Genomic DNA, 23,746 nt, shown 5'->3' with positions numbered 1-23,746 from the left:
TTTGCCTTGGAGTAAATCAGAATGTGACGCAGCCGTCAAAGCGTGCTTGTCATCGGTACTCCGATCACCGACTCGTATGGGGTCCGGTATGCACTGCGGCGCGTACGACGTAGCCGTACAGGACAACGACATTGGGGTCGGACCGGTCGTAGCCGTATCCGGTGATGACATAGCGGGTGTCGCGCGCCAGAAGCAGTTCATTCTGGTGTGCGAACTCTTCGCCGCCGTCTTGGCCGATGTAGACCCCGCGCGTCCCCGGATACAGCACAAGCTCCAGACGATAGTTGGTGGCGTGGTGGAGATCTACGGTCCTGGCGCTCACCGAGGTGGACATGAAACCCGGTTCCTGCTGGGTGACGTTGAGCAGCACGGACAGATCGGACTGTCCGCTCATGGTGTTGCCGTGCCAGTCGACCAGGAAGTTGATGTCCTGGAGGGAGCGAACAACGCGGATCGGCTCAGTCAGTGGCAGCTCTCGGTCGGTTGCCCGATCGAGCAGCTCGATCTGCCGACGGATGATATTCGAGCTGAACGGGACACCGAAATACCGTTGACAATAATCGTCCATCGAACGAAGAATCTCCGGAGCGGCAAGCAATTGATCCCTGTACATGTGCGGGTAGGGATGTGCCAGAATCTCATCCAGCGCTTCCAGCTCCAGCGCTTCGCTTCTGCTGCGACGAGCCGCAGCATTCAGATCATAGCAGCGATTCTGCACTGCCGTGAGGTCCGGAATAGTCCCATGCACTCGAATTATTCGATTCGCAATATCAGCGTCCCGCCGGAACCCGTTGCAGAATCTGTCGAAACCCCGATCGTCGTTCTGGTAGAGCCGCAATCTGCTGTTCACCAGCTGCCGCTCCTGATATGCGCGCAGCGCGACCTTTTGCTCGCGCGGCAGGTCGCGCCATATGCGCAGTCGGCGGCGACCGTAGGCGGCTCCGGCATTATCGCTGTCGAATACACGTACGCCGTCGAACAGATCGCGATGCGGCCGGTGAAGCACCGTGCGGGTGACCGCATGAGTATTGTATCGCCCGCGTATCAATTCCAATGTACTGGCACTGTCGAGAACAGGACCGGGCAGCACACCACCGGGGCCACCCACTTGGTGGTACTGCACCGTGAACCCGCCCTCGACCGCGGTCAATCGCAGCATCCCACCGGCATCGAACAGATCGATGAAAGAGGCAATCGGCAGATCATAAAACCCGGCACCATTACCCGACCAGAAGAACTCCGGTGACAACTCCAACGTTTCGAAATCCACCTGATAATCGGTCGGTGGTGCGCCGATGAGAGCATCGCCGAGAACGGCGGCGCCGTCATAGGGATAACCCGCGATGGTCTGCGGGCTCCCATCTGGGCCATAGATGATCACGAGCCATGCTCGAACCTCCGGGAATGAATGGTGTTCCAAAGGATGATCGACGCCGGTTTCAGGATCGTAAATCCGTAGCATCCCGTCCCAGCTGTACATCACGCCGGAATGGGCGCCGAAACCCCGGGCATCGACGCTGGCGTGCTTGCCGACCACGAGACTCAACGAGCGATGACCGAACGTACGAAGCAGCCCGATGACCGGACCGAGGGTATCGACGTGTTGCAGTCGCGCCCTGGCATCGAACTCGAACTGCGGACCGGTCATACCGGACAACCCACCGGACGCCCCCGACAACCGAATCCGAGCACCCGGATTCAGACGAGCGGCAAATTCGAGAGCCAGCGGTCCACAGTCCCCCCGCGACATTCTGACCGGACTACCGTCACGCGGACCCGAACCGGAAATCACCGGACCGACCGGCCCCGAGCCCGGAATACCTCCCGGGTGAACGCTACTGCCGTCGCCTGGCCCTTCGTCCACCACGCGCATGCGGGACGGCAGAGGCGACGCCCTCCACTGCCGGGCGCCACCGGAGCTCCGGAACTCGGCGAGAGCCTCGGGATCGATCCGCCCCTCGAGACTGCTTGCGAGCGCTATGAAGGTCTGCCCCAAGTTCTTCCGCCGACGCTCGTCGCGTATCCACTTGTCACTGGAAATCCCGACCCGCGCCAATATCGACATCATGGAACGCCGCACTGTTTTACTCGATACCGCGAGAGCGGTGCCAACCTCTTGGTAGAAGTCAACATTGCTTACACGGCGACCCGGGTTACGGAAAACATATTCGAAAACGTCTGTATCCAGCTTGCTCAACCGCAATGGGAGCCCATCGAGTGTTTCTTGGTTGATCGACTCCCGGTAGCTCTCGATAAACGCCTCGCGTAGCCGCATCTCCCCGTCTCGGGCCTGGCTTGTGATTCCTGCCGAAGCGTAGAGAGACTTGACACGGGAGGAGACTCCCGCAGCAGACAGATGAGGGAACCCATTGTGGCCGAGGAGTTCCTGAATTTCCCCATTCGTGTAGCCTTTGGCGATACCGTGAATTACCCAATACTCCTCGTCGAGAACGCCGTCGGGCCGGCCGACGGCACCGGTCGACGGCAGCGCGCTGAAGCCCCGTGCGCCGACCGGATTCGTGACCGCAGTGTCGCGGCTGGCGCGCTGTGAATGTTGTTGTGCCGTGCTGGCGTCGGACGCTCGCGGTTCGGGACGGCGGAGTTCGCGGTCGAATTCCTCGAGTGCGTCCGGGGTCAGGATCTCGGAGGTCTCGATGGTCACCGTCGTCGGCGTGCCGGACTGCCCGCGCGGCGGAGCCCTCGACGCGTTCAAGGCGATGCGAACCTCCTGCTCGCGCAACGGGGTTCGGCCCAGCGCCGGATCGAATACCTGCCAGCCGGGGGTACCTCCTTGGACGGTGTAGACGAGGTTGGCGACATACCGTTGCACGGGCACCTCATGACGCGAGCCGTCCGGCAGGGTGCGGGTTATCCGCATGCCCTCGCCGCTGACGGTGATCCGGCGCGGGTGAGCGCCCCACCGAACCAGTGCCAACGCCATCAGGTGCGCTCGCTCGGCGGACCCGGCGTCGAGATGAGCTTGGGAGCCCGTCCGATTCTCGAATGGCATGTCGCCGAGGGCCCGGATCCAGTCCAGCGCCGTGTCCTCCTGGACCGGGGTCGGTACCGCATCCGGCTCCCCCGCCGCGAGCTTCGCCGACGGTTCGGCAAAGACGTGGTCGATGTATTCGCGCTCGCCGGGAAACGCGCGGCGCAGGTCCGCGATCAGCTCACGCCGCCCTGGTTGCTGCCGGTAGGCGTCCCGCACGGCCCACAGCGTCGGCAGGTCCCGATCCAGCCGCGCCGTCAGCGCGAGCGCAGCCTCGGCCCGGGTCTCGTTCCACACCGCCCGCGCGTACTGCTCCACCTGCGGCAATTGCTCCGGCGTCGCACCCGGTAGAACGGCGACGGAGGGTGGAGCCGGTACGTCGGCAGGCAATTCCTCCGCCGGTTCCCAGCCAAGCAGGCGCGCCATCCGCAACGCTTGCGTTTCGGGAAAACGCTTCTGCGCCAAGGCTTCTCGGACGATGTCCCGCAGGGTCCCACCGAACGCCGCTTCCAGTGGGCGCGCATCCTGTGCGGCGTTGGTGTGCCGCAGGATGGTCAGCACCTGGGCGAAGTCGACCGGACCGGGCCCACCCAGCACGGCGCTCAGGGCGCGCGCGTACGGACTGATGATGTCGGCGACCGACCGGGCCGCCGCCGCAGGACCGCTGAGCGATCGACGTTCGGGGCCGTACGGGCCGTGGGTTCCGCGCGGGGTCGCGGTCGGCCCGGTCTTCGTTCGGACGACGTCGTCCGGGCCGTAGAGTCCGTGCGCGCCCGGGCCGCTCACCGCGAGGGTGGCGAATTTCGGGATGTGCTGGAGATCGATGGCGACGATGCCGCCGCGGCGCGGGATGGTGATGTCGGGTGGGTCGATGCGGCCGGGGTCGCGAGACCAGTCCGGGTCGCCGGGACGCAGGATCAGGGCGGTGCCGTCCGCGGTGGTCAGGTATTGGGTCTGGTCGGCCGAAACACGGTAGTGGCTGCCGTCGGCCAGTACGGCGGCTCGTGAGTTGTCCGGGTTGATGACGTATCGGGTCATGTCCGGGTTGATGCCGTACTCGGTGCCGTCGGGATCGATCCGGTATTGGATGTCCTTGCGGATCTGAGGTGCGAAATCTGCCAGTTTGTCCGGTGCGACGGGGGTGAGGCCGTATTCGGTGCCGTCGGGATCGATGCGGTATCGAGTGCCGTCGGATTTGATCCCGTGCTCGGTCCGGTCGGGATCGATGCGGTATCGGGTGTAATCCGGTTTGACGCTGTACTCAGGTCCGCTCGTATCGGTCGTGTAGTCCAATCCCTTGGGGTCGAGGCGGTATTCGACACCCTCAATCGGAAGTGGATATCGACCGTTATCGTCCCATGGATTGTCCGCCAGAACCCACGGCCTGCCATTCTTGTCGACATAGATTCCCAGAAGGTCGTATTCGTGGCCGCCGATCAGGCCCGGCACCATGGTCCGGTTTTCGGAGCCCTGCCCGAATGGGTGCGTGCCGAGTGTCACGGTGGTGCCCGGTTTTCCGAGCGCGTAACGGATTCGGTCGACGAATGCCGGAGCGGTGATCGTGTAGTGGTGATCGGTGAGGGTTCGGTCTGCGGCCTCGCCGCCATACATTTCGACGAAGTAGTCGGTGAACGCTGCCTTCTCGTTCTTCCAGCGGCCGGGGAACCGTTTATCGAGGTCCTCGAGGAAACTGCGGTGTATGTTGAACTGCACGGTGAGGTGGAATTGTGCCCATGCGGCGTTCGCGGCGGCCGCGTCGTTCTTGTGAACGGCATTGATGCGGTTCCGCTCGGTCTGGAGGATGGGCCGGCGTCCCTGCTCCCAGCGATCGTAGGTGTCGGCGACCTCTCGAGAGAATTCGAGGTCGCCGCCGAACAGTTCGTGCAGTTCATCGATGTCGAGTCGCATCGGGCTGAGGAAACCGCCGTCGGTAACGCTGCTGACCGGCTGCTGTCGCCAGCCTTTCTCGTCGCGATAGAAGCCCTTACCCAACCGTTCGGCGATCTCGCTGCCGTAACCGCCGCTGGCGTAACTGTGGTATCCGTCGTCACCGCCGAATGCGCGTGTATGTGCCTTTTCGATCAGCGCGGCCCACAATGGTTCGCCGGGGCGATGAGCGGCGAAGCAGGCGAGGTCGCTGCCCTCGGGGACATACAGTCTGGTATCGACGGTTACCCAGCGGCGTTTGCCCATGGTGTAGAACCGGACGCTGACGAAGTTCTTGTCCTCCTTGTGGATATGGACCATATCGACGATTGCCGACGGATTGCGTTCGGCGATGTGTCTCAGGGAGGCAAGGAACGCGCAATCGGCGGCCTGACCCTGGCGTGCGTCCTGTGCTCGTAGCCCCCGCGGCCCATACATCGGGGAGTCCTTGCGGTCAACAAGTCTGGGAATCGCGATCACGGTGCGCAGGCCGTTGACGCGATACCACCCCGGGACCCGTGGCTTCTTGATCAGGTGCTGCGAGGAGTTCTCGGGTTTCACCACCACGGTCTCCCCGTCGCGCACGGCCAGATATTCGACGGCGTTGTTCTCGTCGCGTCCGAGCACCCGGACGGCGTCGTCTTGTCGCGTCCAGCGCAACGTGCCGGTAGGGCGCACCCAACTCTGTGTGGCGCCGGGGACGGGTTCATCGCGCGCGAAGTCGAAGCCCTTCGTCAGTGCGAGGTCGACGTCGGTGTGTGTGCCGTCGGGTTCCTCGACCCGGAAGTACGGCCGCGCGCCGGGATCGTTGAACAGTGTCGCTCGTCGCGAGCCCGCCGCCGGCAGGCGGGTGACCGTGCCTCGGTGGTCGATGAGGACGAAGGCGTCGCTACCGTCGGCAAATGTGCTGCGACGCACTGTGACCGGGGCGCCGATGGCGGCCCTGGCCTGTCTTTTGACCTCCGGGGTGAGGACGGGGGGTTCGTCCTCGGTATCGTCGACATGGGTTCGTAGCGGATCGGTCGGACCCTCGAGATGGTGTTCGAGATCCTTCAGCAGGGCGGCACCGAAGTAGGTGTCCTCGCCCTCGGGTTCGAACGGCTGAGTGGGACGGCGGTCCATGCCACGAACCGGCTCGGCTGGGCTCTCGCCTTCGAGTTGTGTCCGCAGACGGTCGTCGACGGAGGTCGCGGCGTCGGCGGGTTCCGGCACATCGGTGTATCTCGGGCTGGATACGGCGGTGTAAGGGAGGCCGCTCCGGACGTGGGTGGTGAGCGATCCCGAGCCGGATGCGCGCGGAGCCGGACCGCTGCTGCCGGTGTGCTCACCCGGGGCGGAGTTCATGATGCTGTCGGGTCGATCGGCGAAGGCGTCGTTCCGGTTGTTCGCGCCGATCCGCACGTTGCCGAGAACCGCCGATCGAGCGGACGCACCGGGCGGATTCTGGTGCGCGGACGAGAATCCTCGCTGCTGTGTGAAACCGCTGTCGTCAGGTGCGCCGATGCGGATGTCGCGGGGGAAGTCGGAGATCGTGCCGTTGAGCAGGCGAAGTGGGCGGGTTGGTTTGCCGGTTGGGGTGTAGAGGACGGCATGGAAACCCTTCGCTCGAGTGTCCCCGGGATATCTGTGGGCCGGGTTGGTGGCGTCTCGGATGAAGATGACGCCGCGGTCGTTGACCATCCGATACGCGTGCGCGCCGATGCGGTTCGCGGTGCGGGTAGCGTGCTCGCTGACGACCAGGGCCTGTGCTCCGGGACCAAGGATTTGCAGCTCCTTGGCGATTTGGTGTTCGTCGGCGTAGCCGCGAAGTTTGGCGCCGGCGGCCTTCTCGGCTTCTCGGCGTGAGCGGCCGGGCAGTCCTCGGCCGAAGCGGCCGAACAGCCCCTTCGACCGGTAGTGCGGGCGGATCGCGGTGCTGTTGGTGTCGTGCTGGATGTCGGCGAGTGTGTCGGGGAGGCATTCGTCGCTGGGCTCGAGGCTGTGCGTGGTGACAGGTGTGTGGGTGGTGGTGCCGTCGCCGTGGGCAGGGACTGCGGTCCGGCGTGCTGCGGGAAGTGTTGTGCTGCCGACTGTTTCGGGCATGATCCGCTGGAGGGCAGCACGGATACCGCGCCGTGGAGTGGGTGTGGTTGACGAAGTGTGCGGTGGCGCGGGTGTTGTCGTCGCGTTGTCGGTGGCGTGGCTGATGCGAGATATGAAGCCCCGCAGGCGTTCCCGCGTGCGCTGTCGCCGTGCGGGTTGCTCGTGCGGAGTATCGCTGGTACGGACAGGCGCGCTGCTGTCGATGCCTGAAGTGCTGAGGTCCCGGTGCTCGGTCGTGGATGTTGTGCCGTCGCGAGGTTGGGGAAGTGGTGCGAGGTCGTCGCCGGTGTGCGGCGTGCTGCCGATCTGGTCGTCGGATGCGGCGGGTACGGGGTCGCGCCGGTTCAGCTCATCGGTTCCGGAAGTCCGCTCGTCTCTGGGCGCTGCGGAATCATCCGGGGTTGTTTTGATGTGCTGCAGTGGTTCCTGGTCGTCGCTGCCGTCCTCCGAGTCGTCGTCGAGCCGCAGTTGGGACCGCGTGTCCGCCAGCCGGAACGGGATCGCCGGGGCGGTCTGGTCGGTGCCGAGCAGTGGTGTGTCGTGGGTCCGGTCCGGATCGCTGTACACCGACCCGTCGTCGGAGCGTGGTGGTGACGAGAATCGGTCCGACAACGAGGCAGGGCCGCGGGTCTCCCGGCGATCGAGCGGGCCGACGAGGTCGGTGAGCTGCTCGACCTCGCGCTGACGCCGGACGAGGTCCGCGTCCTCGATCGGTGTCCGTGGCGACGCGGGCGGTTCGCGATGCTCGGTGTCGGTCGATTCGTGTTCAGGCAGCGGTGCGTGCTGAACGGTGCCGCTCGACTCGACAGTGCCTGTGGGAGAGGAAGATCGGACGACATCGGTGGGCGGGGCACGAGGTTGGTCAAGATCGGGCTCGTGGACCGCGTCGTCGCGCGATGTCTCGCCAAGCCGCTCCCCCGCCGACAGTACATCGAGCATGCCTCGTTGCCATTCCTCCACCCGCGCGAGGTTTTCGGACTCGTCGACCTGGTCGACAGCGCCCGGTTCCGCCGAGTTGTCCAGCGCACCATCATGTTGGGTTCCGGAGTGGGTGTCGACCTCGGTGATCTGTGTCAGCTGATGTTCGGATTCCGGGGCGGGGACGACAGTTTCGGTTCCGGCCGGATCGGTACCGAGGTCCGGCGAATCGGTAGTGCCTGTCGGTTCGGATTCAGGTACGGGCTCCGAATGTTGTTGTTGCGCCTCGGCATCGGGCTGATTGTCGAGTGCGCCGACCCCTTGCGCCGGAATCGTGGTGTCGCCCGAGGGCGGCAAGGCTTGAACCGGCACTGCCGCAGCAGGTTTCGCGCTCGAACCGTCCGCGCTGACCGATGGTCTCGAATGCGGGAGTGCCACAACGGAGCCCATCCGACCCATTCCATAGGTGGACGGCCGCCGTGTCCCGGCCAGCACCGCCGGCGCGGGCAGCGCGGGCGGCCGCGGCGGGCCGATCTGCTCGCCCAGAGCGTGCGCCTCCAGCAGGGCGGTGGTGTACCCGCGGACAATGCCGGGAACCCAGAGTCTGCCTCTCCTGCCGACGATTTCGGCGACTCCGACGCCGACGAACAAGTTGCTGTCCCGTCCTTCGCCGGTGGCCGTCTCGGCGGTCGTGCCCTGGCGGAGCAGATCGTCGTCCTGTCGGACCGTATCGCTGACCTGTTCCACAATCTCGAGGTAGCCGCCGATCGGCACATTGGACGGGTTGCCCTGGTTGGTGGAGTCCGCCGTGAAGGCGTTGGTGAGGCCGATGGTCGGGCGGAAGCCGAATCCGTGTCCGGCCGTGCTCTTTTCGCCGGTCTTCCTGGTTCTCTTGTGGTGGACGGCGATATCTCGGCTGGTCGAGTCGATCTGCGGCGCATAAATAGTGAACTTCACGAAGGTGCCGGTGACCGACTCGCCCTCGGCGTGCGGCTGGGGGCGCGGCACCTGATCGCTCCGGCCCGAGGTGCCGAGAAAAGCCGCGGTGGCCGCGGGTCCGAGCCGGGTGAGCTGATTCGTGGCGGCCAACTGTTTCAGCAGGTTGAATACGCCTACCGAGGAATAGGTTTGCTGGCCGGTGCTGCGAGTGGGATCCGTGCGGCGCAGGGACGGGTCGACTTGCCGGAGTGCATCGGCGATTTGCCGTGCGCCCGAGAAGTAATTGAGCGAAATCTCGTTGGTCGGCACCCAGGGCGCGGTGGAGACCAGGGCACGCAGCTCGGCCGGGATCTCCATATCGAGGGCGATGGTGCCCGGTGGGGCGGCCTGGCGGGGCACGGTGGGATCGGAACCATAGATGCTGGGCGGGATGCGGGGCGTGAGTGCACCGTTTCCGGTTTCGGAGGTGTGGAACCAGAGCAGCGTGTCGAGCCCCACGGAGCCGCGGACGGTATTGGCCGGCGGCGGGAGTTCGGCCTCGTTCAGCGCGAAAATCCCGTTCTCCCGCCCGAAGAATGCTTCGATATCGGCACCCGTGGACAGCAGGGTCTTCTTCAGGTTCGCAGTCAGCAGACGCCGGCTGACCTCGACCTCGAGCTGATACCGGACGGGGAATTGCCTAAGGCGCCCGCTACTCTGCGTCCACGACGCGACACCGGTGTCCGAGGTTCGCTCGTTGCTCTGGATGGCTTGTTGCTCGCCGGTGAAGCTGAATGAGGTCTTCACCTCGTTGTTCAGGCTGGGATTGAAAGTTGCCTGGTGGCTCTTGACCCGCTTCTTGCCGATTCCGGTGGCACCCGCGATGGGCAGGGCGCTGCTGTCGGCGCCGGTGGTGCCGAGCATGGTGTCCAGGGCGGAGGGGTGGGTGACCTCTCTGCCGAGCACGGCGCCGAGGTCGACATCAGGATCGAGGCGAGCGCTGAGCGTGAACGTCACCAAGGATGGGAGGGCCGAATAAGGCCAATCGCGGCTGATGAAGCCGAAGGTGATGCGGCTGTCGGGCCCGTCGTAGACGAGGGTGCGCAGGCCGAAGGTGGTGCCGAGCATGTTCATCACGGACTCGAGGAATGGGAGGTAGTTGCTCGAATTGATCTGGCCGGCGCCCGCGGCTAGTTGCGTAACATGTTCCATCACAAGGTTTTTGAGGACATCGCGGCTGCTGGCGGTGTCATCATCGGGTCTGATGGTGGCCTTGACGACGGCGCCGTAACCGAGATGGCCGCCGGTCTCGAGGAAGCTGAGGGGCAGGGTTCGGTCGGGTTCCGGGGCAGGGGGGATTCGGTAGTCGCTGCTCGCATGAACAATCGCGGCCAGTTCGGGGATGTCCTGCAAGTCGTGGTTGTCGAGGAAGAACTCCACCCCGTCGGGTACATCGAAGACGCGAGTAACGGTGCGAGGCCCGCCCGGAAGCATATTGACGAGGGGATTGCGCGTACCCGACTCGAACTCGAGGACCACCGTCAGGTCGCCACCCCACAGGTGCACAAGTTCGTTGGAGTTGCGGACCCGGCTGGAGTACATGCTGTCAGAGGCCGTGATGTGGTCTTCGTCGGTCCAGCCGTACTGATAGCTGCCGGCCGGCACGACACTGCCGTCGGCGGATCCGTCCGGCCGGCCGGACGGGGTGACGCCGAAGCGGTGGCCACGTTGGCGGGCTTGCGAGCGCTGGAATTTACTCTCGCGCTTGGCCCAGGACTCCAGGTTCTTCTTACGCCGCCCCAGATACCTGGGTTCGGTCAGAATAGCCCGCACTCTCCACCGGTAACTGGTTCCGGCCAGGACACCGTCAGAAAAGAGGCCCTCGCCGGTGAGGCTGTCCTGCAAGATCGGCAGCGCATTGGCCATCATCTGCTCCGTCGAGAAGGCGGCATGGGTGGCCTCGGCGACCTTCGACCAGGGATCCGTGGCGGGCTCGCCGAGGGCGTGTCGCCAGACCCACTGTCCGACACCGGTGACTCGATCCACCACCCACTCCGCCTTGCCGAGCAGAGCCTGTCCCACCGCCGGCCAGTTCACCTGTGGAGCAGGTTCCGCTTCGATCTCGAGGTGATCGGCCGGAAACGCGCCCGGCATCGAAGGTTCGGTCCGGGTGTCCCGGGCAATATCGTGCTGCTCCTGCTGCGTGGGGGTATCGCCCGGCTCCGGCTGCGGCTCGTGTTCCTGGGGTTGTGCAGGCCGAGGCTGCTGCTCCAGGACGTCCTCCGGCGCAGAGCTGAGAACCTCGATCTCCGCTCCCACAAACGGCTCCGGCGGTGGTTGCTCATCCATCGGATCGGCAAGGTAGGCGCCCGGCATCGTCTGGTCAGGCCCTTCGGCCTGCTGGAAGTGGTCGCGGAGATCGCTGAGGGCGGCAGCGGAGGCCGTCCGCACGTAGTTCAGGTAGTAGTTGCGGAGATCGCTGATGGCGCCGGTGGCGGCCTTCCGGAGTTCCTTACTGACGATGAAATGCTGCACAACGGCGCCGTCGGGAACTCGCAGGACCCCGTCTTCAAGGGTGCGGCCGCCGGTTGGCATCGCGAGCCGCCGAGTGTCGGCTGCGGCGAGCTCGCGGATCGTGGCCGGCGGGCGCGGCGCGGCGGCAGGCCGTTCGGTCAGCATGTCGTCGGAGGGGATGGCCACGCGGACGTTACCGATCGCGGTGATCGTCTCGTCGGGGACGGCTCTCTCGATGAACCGCACCTTGTGGACAGCGGACAGGGTGACGACTTCGAGACCAGGCGAGCTGAGCGTGAATTTCTGCTCGCCGAAACCCGAGCCGGAACCCCGGATCCGCTTGTTCTTGCGGGAATGGTCATAAACGCCGGTGACGCCCACGATCGGAGTGTTCACCGCGACGTTGAAGCCGCCATGGTAATTCTCCCACGGCGACGCCGCCGAGAATTCCTCGCCGCCCGACATCGCGGAACCGGTGACGTTATATGTCTGGGCCTCGTCGTAGGTCCAGTCGTGGGAGGCGCCATCGTACGGGTCATCCGAGGGATAGTGCCGTTCGGTGACGAACTCGATCCCGAAGCGCCGGACCCCGGTCGGAGTCTTCAGCGTGAACCATTCGATGACCCCGCCTTCGATCGCCCCCGGCTGAGCTGATTTCAGGCCTGTCGGGCCGAACATGTCGTCGAACTTGCGACGATTATCGAGCTGCTGTTCGACGGTGGCATTGTGGGTGAGCCAACTCAGCGGGCCCGCGGTGTTGTTAGCGGACGGGATGAAGCCGCGGTCGGCGAGACGCTGCCTGGCCTGCGCGATCAACCCCGCAGCGCCGTCGACGCCCAGCGGTGTCGTGTTCATGCCGTACTGCCGCAAATGCACGACATTCGATGTCGGGTACAAAGTCTTGGTGGGAGCGTGACCGAGGTCTTGCAGTGACGGCACCAGCATTCGGACCGAATAGTCGTTCCCCCCGTGCAACGGAGTTCCGATAGCGGGCGCCACCGGAGGACCGAACGGACGAACCAGTGTGACGTGGAAGGTGAACATGGTCATCACGTTGTGGAAATCATTTCCCGCAAGACGCAGCGAATGCTGCTTCTGGGCGTCGTTCTGGTGGCTCAGGCCGTGACTGAACTCGCGGGATGCCCCGCCTCGGAAGGTGATTCGACCGCTCGGAGGCGCGTGGCCGGTGTCCTCGGCGATCGCGTCAGCGCCGAATTCGAGCGTCCACGCCAGGGAGGCACCGAGCATCTCGGTGATCGTCGAACTACCGTGCAGACCCACCTGCCGCACCAAATAGGATTCGAGTCGGCTCTGCTTCGCGGTCGGGCCGGCGATCTCCGTACCACCGTTCGCCTCGACGACGATATGCAGATACCCCGGTTCACCGGAGTTTGTCCGTAGGATCGGTGAGGAAAACCCGAAACCAGGGTCCTGGGCGTCGGTATGCGGGGCCGAATCACCCCACATCTTCGGGAAATTGTCACAGAATTGTTCCTCTTCGAAGAACTTCAACAGTACTTCACGGGAATCGGTGTCCAGATCGCTGAAATAGGACCCGAACGAGGCGAACGTATCGGCGCGGAGCTGATCGATGTGTGGAATGCCGAGGACACCGTGTAGCGGGAATTCGCGCTGCAGCCGTTCGATCGGCGCGGGAATCGTGGCGGCATCGGCCGGATTTATCGCAGGCAGCTCTCCACTCCTGGTCATGTACAGCGGGAATTGGGCTTGCAGGGGCGCGGTGAGGACCGTCGCCCAGTCGTCTGTCCGCACCCGGAACACGTCGTGCCACCCGTGACCGAGGCGGATCTGCCACTCCCCGAGCAGGTCGTAGAGCTCGGACGGCCCCAGACTGCGCAGCTTCGCAGTGACCTGCAGCGTCGTATCGACGGTCATGTTGGTGGACAACCGGTGGTACTCGGCGGCCAGCTGCCCGGTCAGCCCCACCCGCCGGAGCACACCGAGACGGACCGGCCAACCATGAGCGTAGGAATACGCGCCGGAGCGCAGGTTGGCAGTGCTGTGCTTATTACCGTGTTCGGTCGAACCGGAATCATATCTCTGATTACCCACCGGAGGACCATCACCGACCGGCGCCATCTGATCGTCCGACCGGCGCACGACGCGAGGCGAAAGACGTAGGAACGCCGGATAACGATTGCCCAGGTGCGGCGCACTCAACGGCTCTCCCGACTCGCTCAGCAGTTGAGAGAATTTCTTGACAGCCGTCTCCAGCGCCGGCATGACGGTTGCCGCGAATGCCGGGTCCGGGCCGAAGTGCTCCTCGACCATTCTGATGACGTGATCCTGCAGCATCTCCATCTGGTCATGGGGAACCGGCAGCATGTGCACCAAGTTCTGGAGGCCTTCGCGCCGGGAACCGAAATTCTGCAGCGCCGGACTCAGACCGCCCAGGAACGTGACCTCTCCGGCTTCGATCGTCTCGCGCAGCGCTCCGAAATAGGTTTCGCCCTCCGCCGGCTCGAATACATGCCGGGGCTCGTCGAACAGGCCGGGCAGCACATAGTCTTCCGGACCGTCGAAGATCGAGGCCTCGGACCCGCCGAAACGGGCACCACCCAGCACCTCGGTCAGGAACTCCCCGAAATAAAGCTCCTCTCCCGATAGAACACCCGCCCCGTGCAACGGGGTGACACCGTTGGCAGCGTCCTCCGCAGGTGGCGTGACGACGATCGACGGAATATCGGGCATCATCACCGGCTGCTCCGACGCACCGTCAGCGCTGCGCTCGCGGTTGTTGTCGTTGAGTCCGATGCGGCGTGGTGTGTGTGGGGTGAGGGTGTGGTGTTCGATGTCATGGTGGGTGACACCGGCAGGGCCGCGGGGAAGGCTGTCGTGGTCGATGCGAGCCGAGTCGGGGGCATGAGTATCGAGATGGGTGAGCAGGGCTGGGCCGCAGTCGTTCTCGTGTTCGCTGGCGCCGATCTGGGTGGGGCGGGCGTGTGCGGCGCTGCCGTCAGAGTCAGCACTCAAACCATACGAACCCTCCCCGGAAGAACCAGGCCAGAGCAGATCGCGGGAGGCCTCGCTCTGCCGAACATGAGTTATGATTGTGGCTTTTCGATCCAGCCTGTCATTCTTGTAAACCCAATGCTCCCGTGGAATATCGAGGTCCATGATCGCTCCAAAGAGTATGTCTCTTATACGACCACTGATATCTAGACCAACTTCTGAACGATCGGCCCTGATCGCTTGGTACATCTTTCGATCTGTCACTCTTCCGCCATGTCCGGCTCGGTCCTGTTCGACAAGGTAGCGGACCGCTTCAGCCCGGATTTCGGAGGGGTCGGGTCGAGGTTCTGGATGCTTGTTGGGGATTAGGCCGCTCGTTGCGGCCAGGTGGAACGCCGTGGCTAGATGGGACAATTTTCGATTGGAGTCGAGAATACAGTCCTCATCTCCAATGTGGGGATACCGTTTAAATATGTGCCTTGATGCATAAGCTAACTCTTTTTCACTGACGTCCATTCCTTGCCTCTTGAGGTTTTCGACAACCACCTTGAAACTTTCATCTGCCATCTGTCGGAGATTGTTATCCGAATATACTTTACCGAGAGCGAAGAGTGTTCTATTCACTGCATGTGGAAAGGCGACGCCGGTTGCCGATGGGCCAGGTCGGCCGGTGGAAGGGCCGGCTACGGTGTCGGTGTCTTTGCTGGCGGGAGTGTGGGCGGGCGATGCCACGACGAGGGGAACTGGATGTGGTGGGGCGTGCTGGGGTGGGGTGATTTTGACCGCGCCGATGCGTTCAAGATGGTGGGAGAGAGTTTCCGCGGCGATGGTGACGACGGGATCGAAGATGCCGTCATCACTGCCACCACGGAGCCCGAAAACGCCGTCGGCGAGTACTTCCGCTGTGGTGATTCTTTCTTGATCGGACCGCCAGGTGAGGGTGGTGCCGGTGGGTAGATCGTGGCGTGCGACCGCGTCGAGGATCTTGTCGGTTGTCTCGACGTATGATGCGAAATCCTCGCGGTGGGCCGATTCAAGTGTCGAGACCGTCCAATTGTTCCGAGACATATTCCTCAATTGACTCCAGAACACCGCGGTTCTCAGCGTGTGGGTCTTGTCGTTGTCGTTGGTCATTTCCACGTAAGGGCCCGTGAATCGAGCAGCGAAACCTCGATGATTGTTACCGGGTTCCTGGAAGCGGACTCCTATGTGGAGAGGCCAATCGACAGCGGAGTACGTCTCGACGAACTCTTCCATCCCGTACTCGATGAAGGTGACCGGTTCTGTGTCCAGATAGTCGTCGAGTCCGAGGTAATGTGACGGGTCGTCCGGCAGCGTCTGGTCTTCCCACGGTTGAGGTGTCAGGTAGCTGCCGTCGGTGACTGGGAGGGCGTTGGTGATTTCCGCTGCGCCCGATCCCCGCGATCGTTGGTCGGGGCCGAGGGCGAGGAGTACTTCCTCGTGGTCCGGGCTGGTGGCGCGGGAGGGTGATTCGCTACTCGACGAGCCGGTGTCGAGGGTGAACTGGATAGGGTGGCCGCCGTCGAGAGTGACGAGGGAGATATAGACGGTGTCCAGTTCGTGCGGAGGTTCCGGCAGGGCGCGGTAAGTCTTCCCGCGCTCGTGGTCTGTGACGGTGAAAACCCCGTCTTCGTCGACGGCGGCGTAGAACAGGTGACCGCCGATGTTGTACTTGCCGATCGGCGTCTTGTAGATGTCGATGATGACAGCGGCGGCCGGCTTATGGACGCGGAGCAGGTCGGTGACACGGGCATAGTTACCGACCTTGTGGACGGGGGTGCCGATGAAGACCTTGGCGGCCTGGAAGGAGTGCCCACTGGGGCCGGTGAATGCGGGGATTGTGGTGTAAGTGCTGCCGGTGAGGTCAGTGAAACCGGTGAGATTACGCGGGATACATTGATTGATGGTGATCGGCTCCTGATACGACACGAGCGCGGTGGTGCCACCTGCATGCTCGCCGACACCGATGCTGGTGGAGCCCTGGTGTGCGGTGCTGCCATCGGTCGCTGGTGCCAGGTTCAGGTGCACGCGCTCGGGGTCGATGCCCCGGGCGCGGTACTGATTTCGGACTTCGGCAGCGAAGTCGTCGAATGTCGCGTTGCGGTGCAGGTCGAGCGCCGTGAACAGCGCTTTGGCCCGCGTCCTGCCGAAGCTGTCGTTGCGAGGTTCGGCACCGAGGCCAACACCGGAGAGTACCTGCTCAGACCCGGTCGGCGCACCCCAGTGGAACTGGTCGGGGAAGTGGTTCTGATACTCCCGCAACCATCCGATCACCCGGTCTGCCGCGGCCTGGTCGCCGACGTAGACCACGATGCCGTCCACCCGCAGTTCCTGCGGGCCGAATGCTTTCACTTCATAGACCCCGGGGAAATCACGGGGGTTGTCGAGGACATAGTGGACGAGGTGGCCGGTCACGGTGGAGCGCGCGCGACCGGTCGCATTCACATAGATCTTGAATTTGATATCGTGGCTGTGTACGTTGCGGGAGCTGTTTCGGGCGAAATGCACGACCGGGATGTCTTCGGGCGTCCAGTTGCCTGCGTTGTGCGGCGTGAGCACACCCACTTCCTCCATGTCGCCGCGTTGTGCCCGTCCGGGTGGGCGTTGGGCCAGGATCTGCACCATGTCGTTTTTGAAGGCGCCCGCGTCCGCGGGTGGGTCTCCTGCCCCGAGGGTCAAATATGCCTCGTAGATCTTGTTCTCGTTCACGACGAACTCGCGGCCGTCCCAAAGGATCTGCAGAAAGTTGTCCAGATTCTCCCGTGACACCGTGGGGGGTCGCAGCCCATTGTTCCGGTAAGTGTGTGACCGCAATTCCTGCAGGTCGTCGAACGACAGGTCGGGCCACATCGTGCGCAGCTCGGTGTACAACTGATTCAGCTGCAGGGGCTGGTCGAAGATATCGTCGAATTGCGCGGCGGCGCGCGCCACCGCCCAAACGCGCCCAGGCGTCGTTGGCGGTATCGCCGGCTGTCCGTTCGAGAGCGACGATTGTGCGGGTGGTGGCCCCGTGACATCCGTCGGCTCGGGGCCGAGGCCGATACGTGGCCCGTCGTCGTCGAATATCTCGGTCAGGTTCTGGGCCCCGTCGCGACCGTTACCGAAGTTCTGGTGCGCCAGGCCTTTCGGGCGTGCGGCCGAATAGGCGTCGGCTGCGTCGAAGAACTTGTCCAGGTGCGGACCGAGATCAGTTTTGCCAACCGGCGGCTCGGACACCGATTGTCCGGACAGCCCGGATCGCCCAAACGTACCGGATCCGTTGCGCGACAAAGAATCTGCTGAACCGTCGAACGGCGACGTATGCGGCGGCGAACGTCGAGCGGTTACTGCGGAGTTGCCATCATTGCGGGTGTCGGCGAACTCCTGCACCAGGCGCGGCGCCACCTCGGTTGGCGGCACCTTCCGAGCATCACCGGGAGCGTCGTCGTGAGTGTCGCTGTGCACGTCGGTGGTGAAGTCGCTGTCGTAATGACTGCTGGTGTCGCTGTGCGTATCGCTGTTGTTGGTGCTGCTGTCGTAGTGAGTGTTGTTGTCGCCGTGGGTATTCGCGCCATCGTCAGTATCGGTGTCGTGGTGCATACCAGCATCGCCCGGAGTATCGACGGAGCCATCGTTACGATCCGGCTCCGGTGTAACGGTCTGCTGTTCCGGCAGCTGCACCGCGGGCGGCGGCGTGGTGAAGTCCATCCCCGGCGGGGCCAGTCCGAGACCGTCGAGCGCCGAAAGACCAGCCAGCGGTGGGGCATTGGCGTGGTAAGCCGCGCCATGCTTAGGCAACAGCATGTGTTCGTCGACCGACTTCTGCAGTGCGGGTGCCACATTCTCGCGCAGGTTCTGTTCGGCTTGTTGCAGGGCATGCTCGGTACTGTCCATCCGAGCCTGCGTCTCGGGGGTGTTGTGAGTCTCGTGTGCTGCGAACGCTTCTCGATGTTCCTTGGCCGAGTTCTGGTAACGGATGACTTGCTCGCGCACACCGTGGTCGGCCACCGGACCGTCGTAGTCCCCCGGTGAGATGAAGCGCTCGAAGGTACCCGGGAAGCCTCCGTTTTTCCGGTCGGGCCCGGAGCCGCCGCGCGAAGCCCGACCCCGAATCTGGACGTAGTTGATCTCGCCTAGTCCCGGTCCGCCGCTGGACAGCACGAGCGTCCCATCCAGCTCGACCGACTCCGGCGTGGGTATCGGACTCTTGCCGCGTGCGTCGTCCTTGTTCCCGATGTGCGCGCTGCCCGGTGCGCCCCATTCCTTGGTCTGCTGGTTCGCGAGCTGTTCTGCCTCGACCCCGTTGCCGTGCTTCTCATACCATCTCGCGTCGCGCACGGTGTAGTCGAGTTTGATCTTCTCCGCTACCGGTAACCCGGCGGCTTTCGCCTCGGCGTGCACTAGCTCCTCGGTGATCTTGTCGATCCAGTCGACAACCCCGTATTCCTTCAGTTCCTTGTCTTTCCAGGTGTGCAACGCGATCTCCTCGACGACGCGGCCGTCGTCGCCGCGCACGATACGCACGTCGTCGCCGGCGATGTCGCGGTTGTCGGTCTGCACCATCCAGACCGGGCGACCGCGCTGCTTCGCGCCGGTGACGGTGCCATTGTTATCGGTGATCAGCTCGATCTTGCCGTCCGGCGCAATCAGATTCGTGACGAACCGCTCGCCCTCTGCCTCGAGTTTCAGTTCCCTGGTGTCGAAGTTCCGGTCCCTGGACTCGGTCCTGTCCCGGTAGAAGCTCTCGACTTGCGGGACCGGCCCGACCCCGTGCTGGTCGTAGAGCGCGTTTTCCACGTGCTTCAAGGTGGCGGAGACCCCGGAGGGTGAATGCAGGTAGCTGCTGCCGACGAGCTGGCCGAATCCCAGATACAGCGTGCCTTCGGGATGGTTGGCGCGTACCGGCACGCCGGCGAGGATATCGAGGAACTGGCCGACCCCCTGCAGCCGGTTCTCCCGGACCTCGCCGGTGCCCTTGGTCCGATCCACCATCAGCTTGTCGTTCGTATCGGAGGCCAGCAGCCCGGTCCGACCCGGATCCTTCGGGTTGTTCGGGTCGAACGATTTGATCCAATCGGTGTTGCGCCGCCTGCCCCAAACCGCCAGTGCGGCATTCTGATACAGCTCGGCATCCCCTAGGTGCACCGGATCACCGCCCACCCGGTTCAGCTTCTCGAGCGCGGTCTCGGTCAACGTCGCCCGCCACATTCCCCTGGTGCCGTCCGGCTTGCCGAAGTCCGCGGCTGTCAGGTCGTGGAGTTTCGCCGACGCCAGCACCTGGTACAGCACCTTTTCCAGATGTTGCACCACCGCGGGGTTCTCGTCTTCCGCGCCGCCGGGTGTCAGCACGGCCTCCTGCCCGTCGAACAGCACATCGAACTCGTCGCCGGTGTATTTCCCCTTCGGGAACGGCTCGAACTTCTCGTTGATCTTGTACTTCTCCAGGACCGAGTCCAGCTTGTGCTTCATCTCGTCGAGTTTGGGCCGCTCATTGTTGAGCCAATCCCGCAGCTCGTTCACCTCTTTCGGCGGCGCCCCCGCCGCGGTGATCTGATCGAGCACTCCCTGCGTTTTGCGCAATGCCGCGAACTCGAAGTCTGCCTTCGTCCCGATGATCACCCCACCGGTGGGCATCGGCCCGTCCTCGGTCATCCGCGAGACCGATACCCCAAGATCCCCGAGTGGGGAGTTGGTGAACGCCTTGACCAGATCGACCATCCCCGACGCCAGGTTGTCGGTGCTGGTGGTCGCGTACGCCGTCTTGTGTTCGATCGCGTCGGTGACCAGCCGCATCGCCATCAACAACTCCTTGCCCGTGCCGGTGCCCATATTGGCGACCTGAAGCAGAAACCCCTCCATCTGATTCTTCCGGGGAATCCAGCCTTCCGGATGTGCCATCCGTACGAACGTCCGCATATGGGCAAGTCGCTCGTGCGGCTCACCGTCCGCGATCACCTCCCGTAACCGTTCTCCGGATGGCGGTACCGCCACCGGATCATCCGGCCGGTTCGGCGACAACACCTCGTGCTCATAGCTCGACACCGCTGCCAGCAAATCCGCCGTCGCCGCCACCCGCTTCTGCGCGATCGCGTCCAACGCCGGACGACGTTTGGCGAATCCCGCGTCGAACGCCGCCCTGTCTGCCGCGCCGGCGTTGTCCAGTATCTCCTTGCGTTCGCGGATCACCTCCTTCCCGACCGTGGCAAGCTGGTCACGCGCCGCGCGGTAGGCGGCGGTGTCGATGTCGAGCTGATGTTTCAGCTCCGCCAACGACGCACCAGCCCGCGCGGTCGAGTCCCGCTCACCGAACTCTTCCCGCAGCGATCGCACTCGTTGCGCGACATCAGCCTCGAAGCGCCGCGGATCACCCACGACCCGCCCGGTCGCGCCGTTCCCGGTCGAATCGGACTGCAACCAGCGAATCAATCGGCTTGCCGCGCTTGGCTTCTCGTTCGGGTCGATAGCGAACCGCTCGGCCCTTGCCGCGTTCAATTCGGCAGTGTGCTTCGCGGCGGCCTGCAGCAAGGCCTCACGCTCGACCAGTTCCGTGCGCAGCTGGTGCGCACGAGCGTCGATATCGCGGCGCAGCCCCTCGAGGTGGTCCGCGCGCGGCTCGGACCCGCGAACCTCGGCGTTGTACTCCCGCCTGGCCTGCACCAGACCCTGGTTTGTTTCCATGACCCGGCCGTGCGCCTTCTGGATGCTGCCGACCAGCTCCTTGTTCGCCCGCGCCTCGTGGTTGGCCGCCGCCACGTTGAGAGCATCCTGGCTCTTCTCCCACCGCTGCTGCGTCTCGCGAAAACTCTCGATCTCTCGCGTCAAACGTTCTTCGGTGCGGGTATAGACAGCGGCATTGTGCGCATCGTCCACCACGATGTCGTCGCGGGCCTTGCCCTCCAATTCGTGGTACCGCTCGTCGACGGCCCGATCCAGCGCCGCGTCGTGCTCAGTGCGCGCCGCCTCCAGCCGCGACTCGGCCTCCTCGCGCATCTCCCGGAACGTGGCGGCGGGCGCGCCCTCCTTCGGCGTCTCCCCGTGATCGACCAGTCGGCGGCTGTCCTCGAACTCCGCCTCCGCCACCTTCACCTTGTCCCGAGCCGCGATCACCTCCGGGTTGTTGCGGATATCGTCGGACTCCCGCAGGCCACGTCGCGCGTCCACTTCACGCCGGTCCATCGGCTCCTCGGCCGCCTGGCGAACGGGCGGGCTGAGATCGTCGCCTGCCTCCGTGGCGCGCGGCCGCTCGTTGGCCTCGGCGAGGGAATCCGTCGGCAGCTCGGCTGCGCGTCGATGGGGCTGCTCGGAAAGAGCCGGGCCGTCTTTTGTTTCGGACAGGTGCACCCGAGGCCGTCGAATCGAGCGGTCGTCGGGCTCGTCGGTACCGTGTTTGCGTTCCGGCACAACGGTTTCCGAATGCGCGCGGGCATCGTCGCCCGAGCTGCGGTTCGTGTGGATCGACCCGGCTTCCGAGCCGGACCCGCTGTGCCCGGCCGGGCTTTCCGGCCGCGGCGGCCCAGCCGCGGGGCCGACGGCGCGCTCTGGAGACACCGCCCGCGACGAGACCGGTGACTGGTCTTCCCTAGCGACGACCGGCCGCTGCCCGACCGGGCCGGACTCGTTGTGCGCCGCGGTGATCCGCGCCTGCGATCCGCCGTCGGATGCCGAGGTGATCGGCGCCCCCGACCGGCCCCGTACCGGCTCCACCTCCGGTGTGCTTGGCCGAGTGGAGATTTCGGAGCCGACCCGGCTGCCGTTCCCCGACACCCCATCGGTGCTCCGGCCCCGGCTCTGTGAGTCCGACCCGCTATCGATCGATGAAGCCTTGGACGACGGCCGCGACTCCGCCTGACTGGGCGGCGGCTCGTGCTGGGTCGACCCGTGCGACTCGGAGCCGTTGGACACCGGTCCGCGCGAGTCGAACTCACCGGCAGGCCGGGTGTGCGATTCGGCCGGGGTGAACTCGCCCGGATGCCGGGACACCGACCCGCCCGACGAATGTGTATCCGGCCCAACCGAACCCCCATTCCGCGATACCCCGTCGGAGTGGTTGACCGTGGCCTGCGAACCCTGTGGCCCCGGCGAACTGATCGCCGGTTCCGGCTTGACCTCGACCCCTCGGGTGACCGGCGGCGGCGCACTGGACGACTGTTGCGCGCCATTGCCGTTCGGCGTCGACGTGCCGTTCAGTGTCGACGTGCCGTTCGGCCTCGACGTGCCATTCGGTGTCGATGACGCCGAGATAGTGGACGCGGATCCGTCCCCGTAGCGGCCGTCGACGGAGCCCGAGCGCCCCGGCAGCAGGCTCTTCGCCGAAATGCTGCCGACACCAGTGGACCCCGGCCGATCCGCCGCGCCTCGGCTGTTCGTGGCCTCGGAGCCTCCCCCACCGGCCCCGTCGCTCCGGTCCGATCCCGAAGTGATGGAGCTGCCGTCGGAAAACTTCGCATCGTTGGAGTAGAGGGAGATCGGCTTCTGTTCTCCGGCAGCGCCGTGCGTCTTGTTCAGCGCCGCGGCGTTCAGGTGACCGACAGCGCCGTGCATCGCGCCGAGCGCGCCGCCTGCCGCCCCGCCGGCGAGCATGACCGGATCGAAATCCCACTCCCCGGTCAGCGCGCCACCGGCCACGAAGCCTGCACCCACACCCGCCAGCCCACCGCCGACGCCCGAGACGAAGGCGATGCCGGTCGCCTTCAACGTCGTCATCGATTCCTGCCCGACCCAATTGCCGAAGCGCTTGCCGATGATGCTGCCGACCGGAGCGCCCACCGCGCCACCCGCGGCGCCCGTCGCACCCGCGACGAAAATCTGCTTCAGGTCGAAGCTGCTGATATGCCCCTTGTCCTTCTGAATGCCCTCCACCGCGACCTCGGTCAGCAAGCCCAGGCCGCCCTGCACCAGGCCGCTGATACCGGCCAGTTTCCACATCGGCAGCTTCGCCATCCACGCGGCATGCTGGGACAGTCGAGCCAGCATCGCCCGCCCGAATCCGGCGATGGCGATCTGGGCCTCCGCCTCGGCCACGGGAACCATCGCGGCCCCGAACCACGTCGTCAGCAGGTAGGCGATCTCGGCGGCCAGCAATGCCAGCGTGATGATGATCTGCAGTTTGGCGTGCTCGATCGAGACACCCATCTCGTGGGCCGCGGTCCCGAGCTTGCGCAGCGACTTCACCTGGTTCGCCACCGCCGTATCGCCGGTGAAGAACAGGTCGAACTGGCGCTTCATCTGATCTGAAGCCGGACCGGAATAGTTCGCCAGCGCCTTGTCGCACGCCGCGCGCAACTGTGCGATCTCGGCTTCTAGTTCCTCGGCCGCAGTGTGGTAGGAGCCGTCGAGCGAGAACATGGCGTCCTCGTCGCCCTTCGGCCAGTTGGAACCGGCGAATATGGTCAGCCACTGCAGACCGGCGGGCATCTCGATACTCAC

At 64.7% G+C, this 23,746-nt stretch carries 1 protein-coding gene; it reads right to left on the bottom strand.

From position 1 onward, the window contains the following. Positions 1-64: 64 nt before the first annotated feature. Positions 65-23,746: an ADP-ribosyltransferase gene (locus tag ABZ942_RS35300; RefSeq protein WP_357389820.1), complete on the bottom strand. Its 23,682-nt coding sequence runs from the start codon at positions 23,744-23,746 to the stop codon at positions 65-67.

The sequence above is a fragment of the Nocardia sp. NPDC046473 genome, assembly GCF_040645995.1.
In the GTDB taxonomy this organism is placed as follows: Bacteria; Actinomycetota; Actinomycetes; order Mycobacteriales; family Mycobacteriaceae; genus Nocardia.
This window is presented reverse-complemented; position numbering and strand designations above follow the sequence as displayed.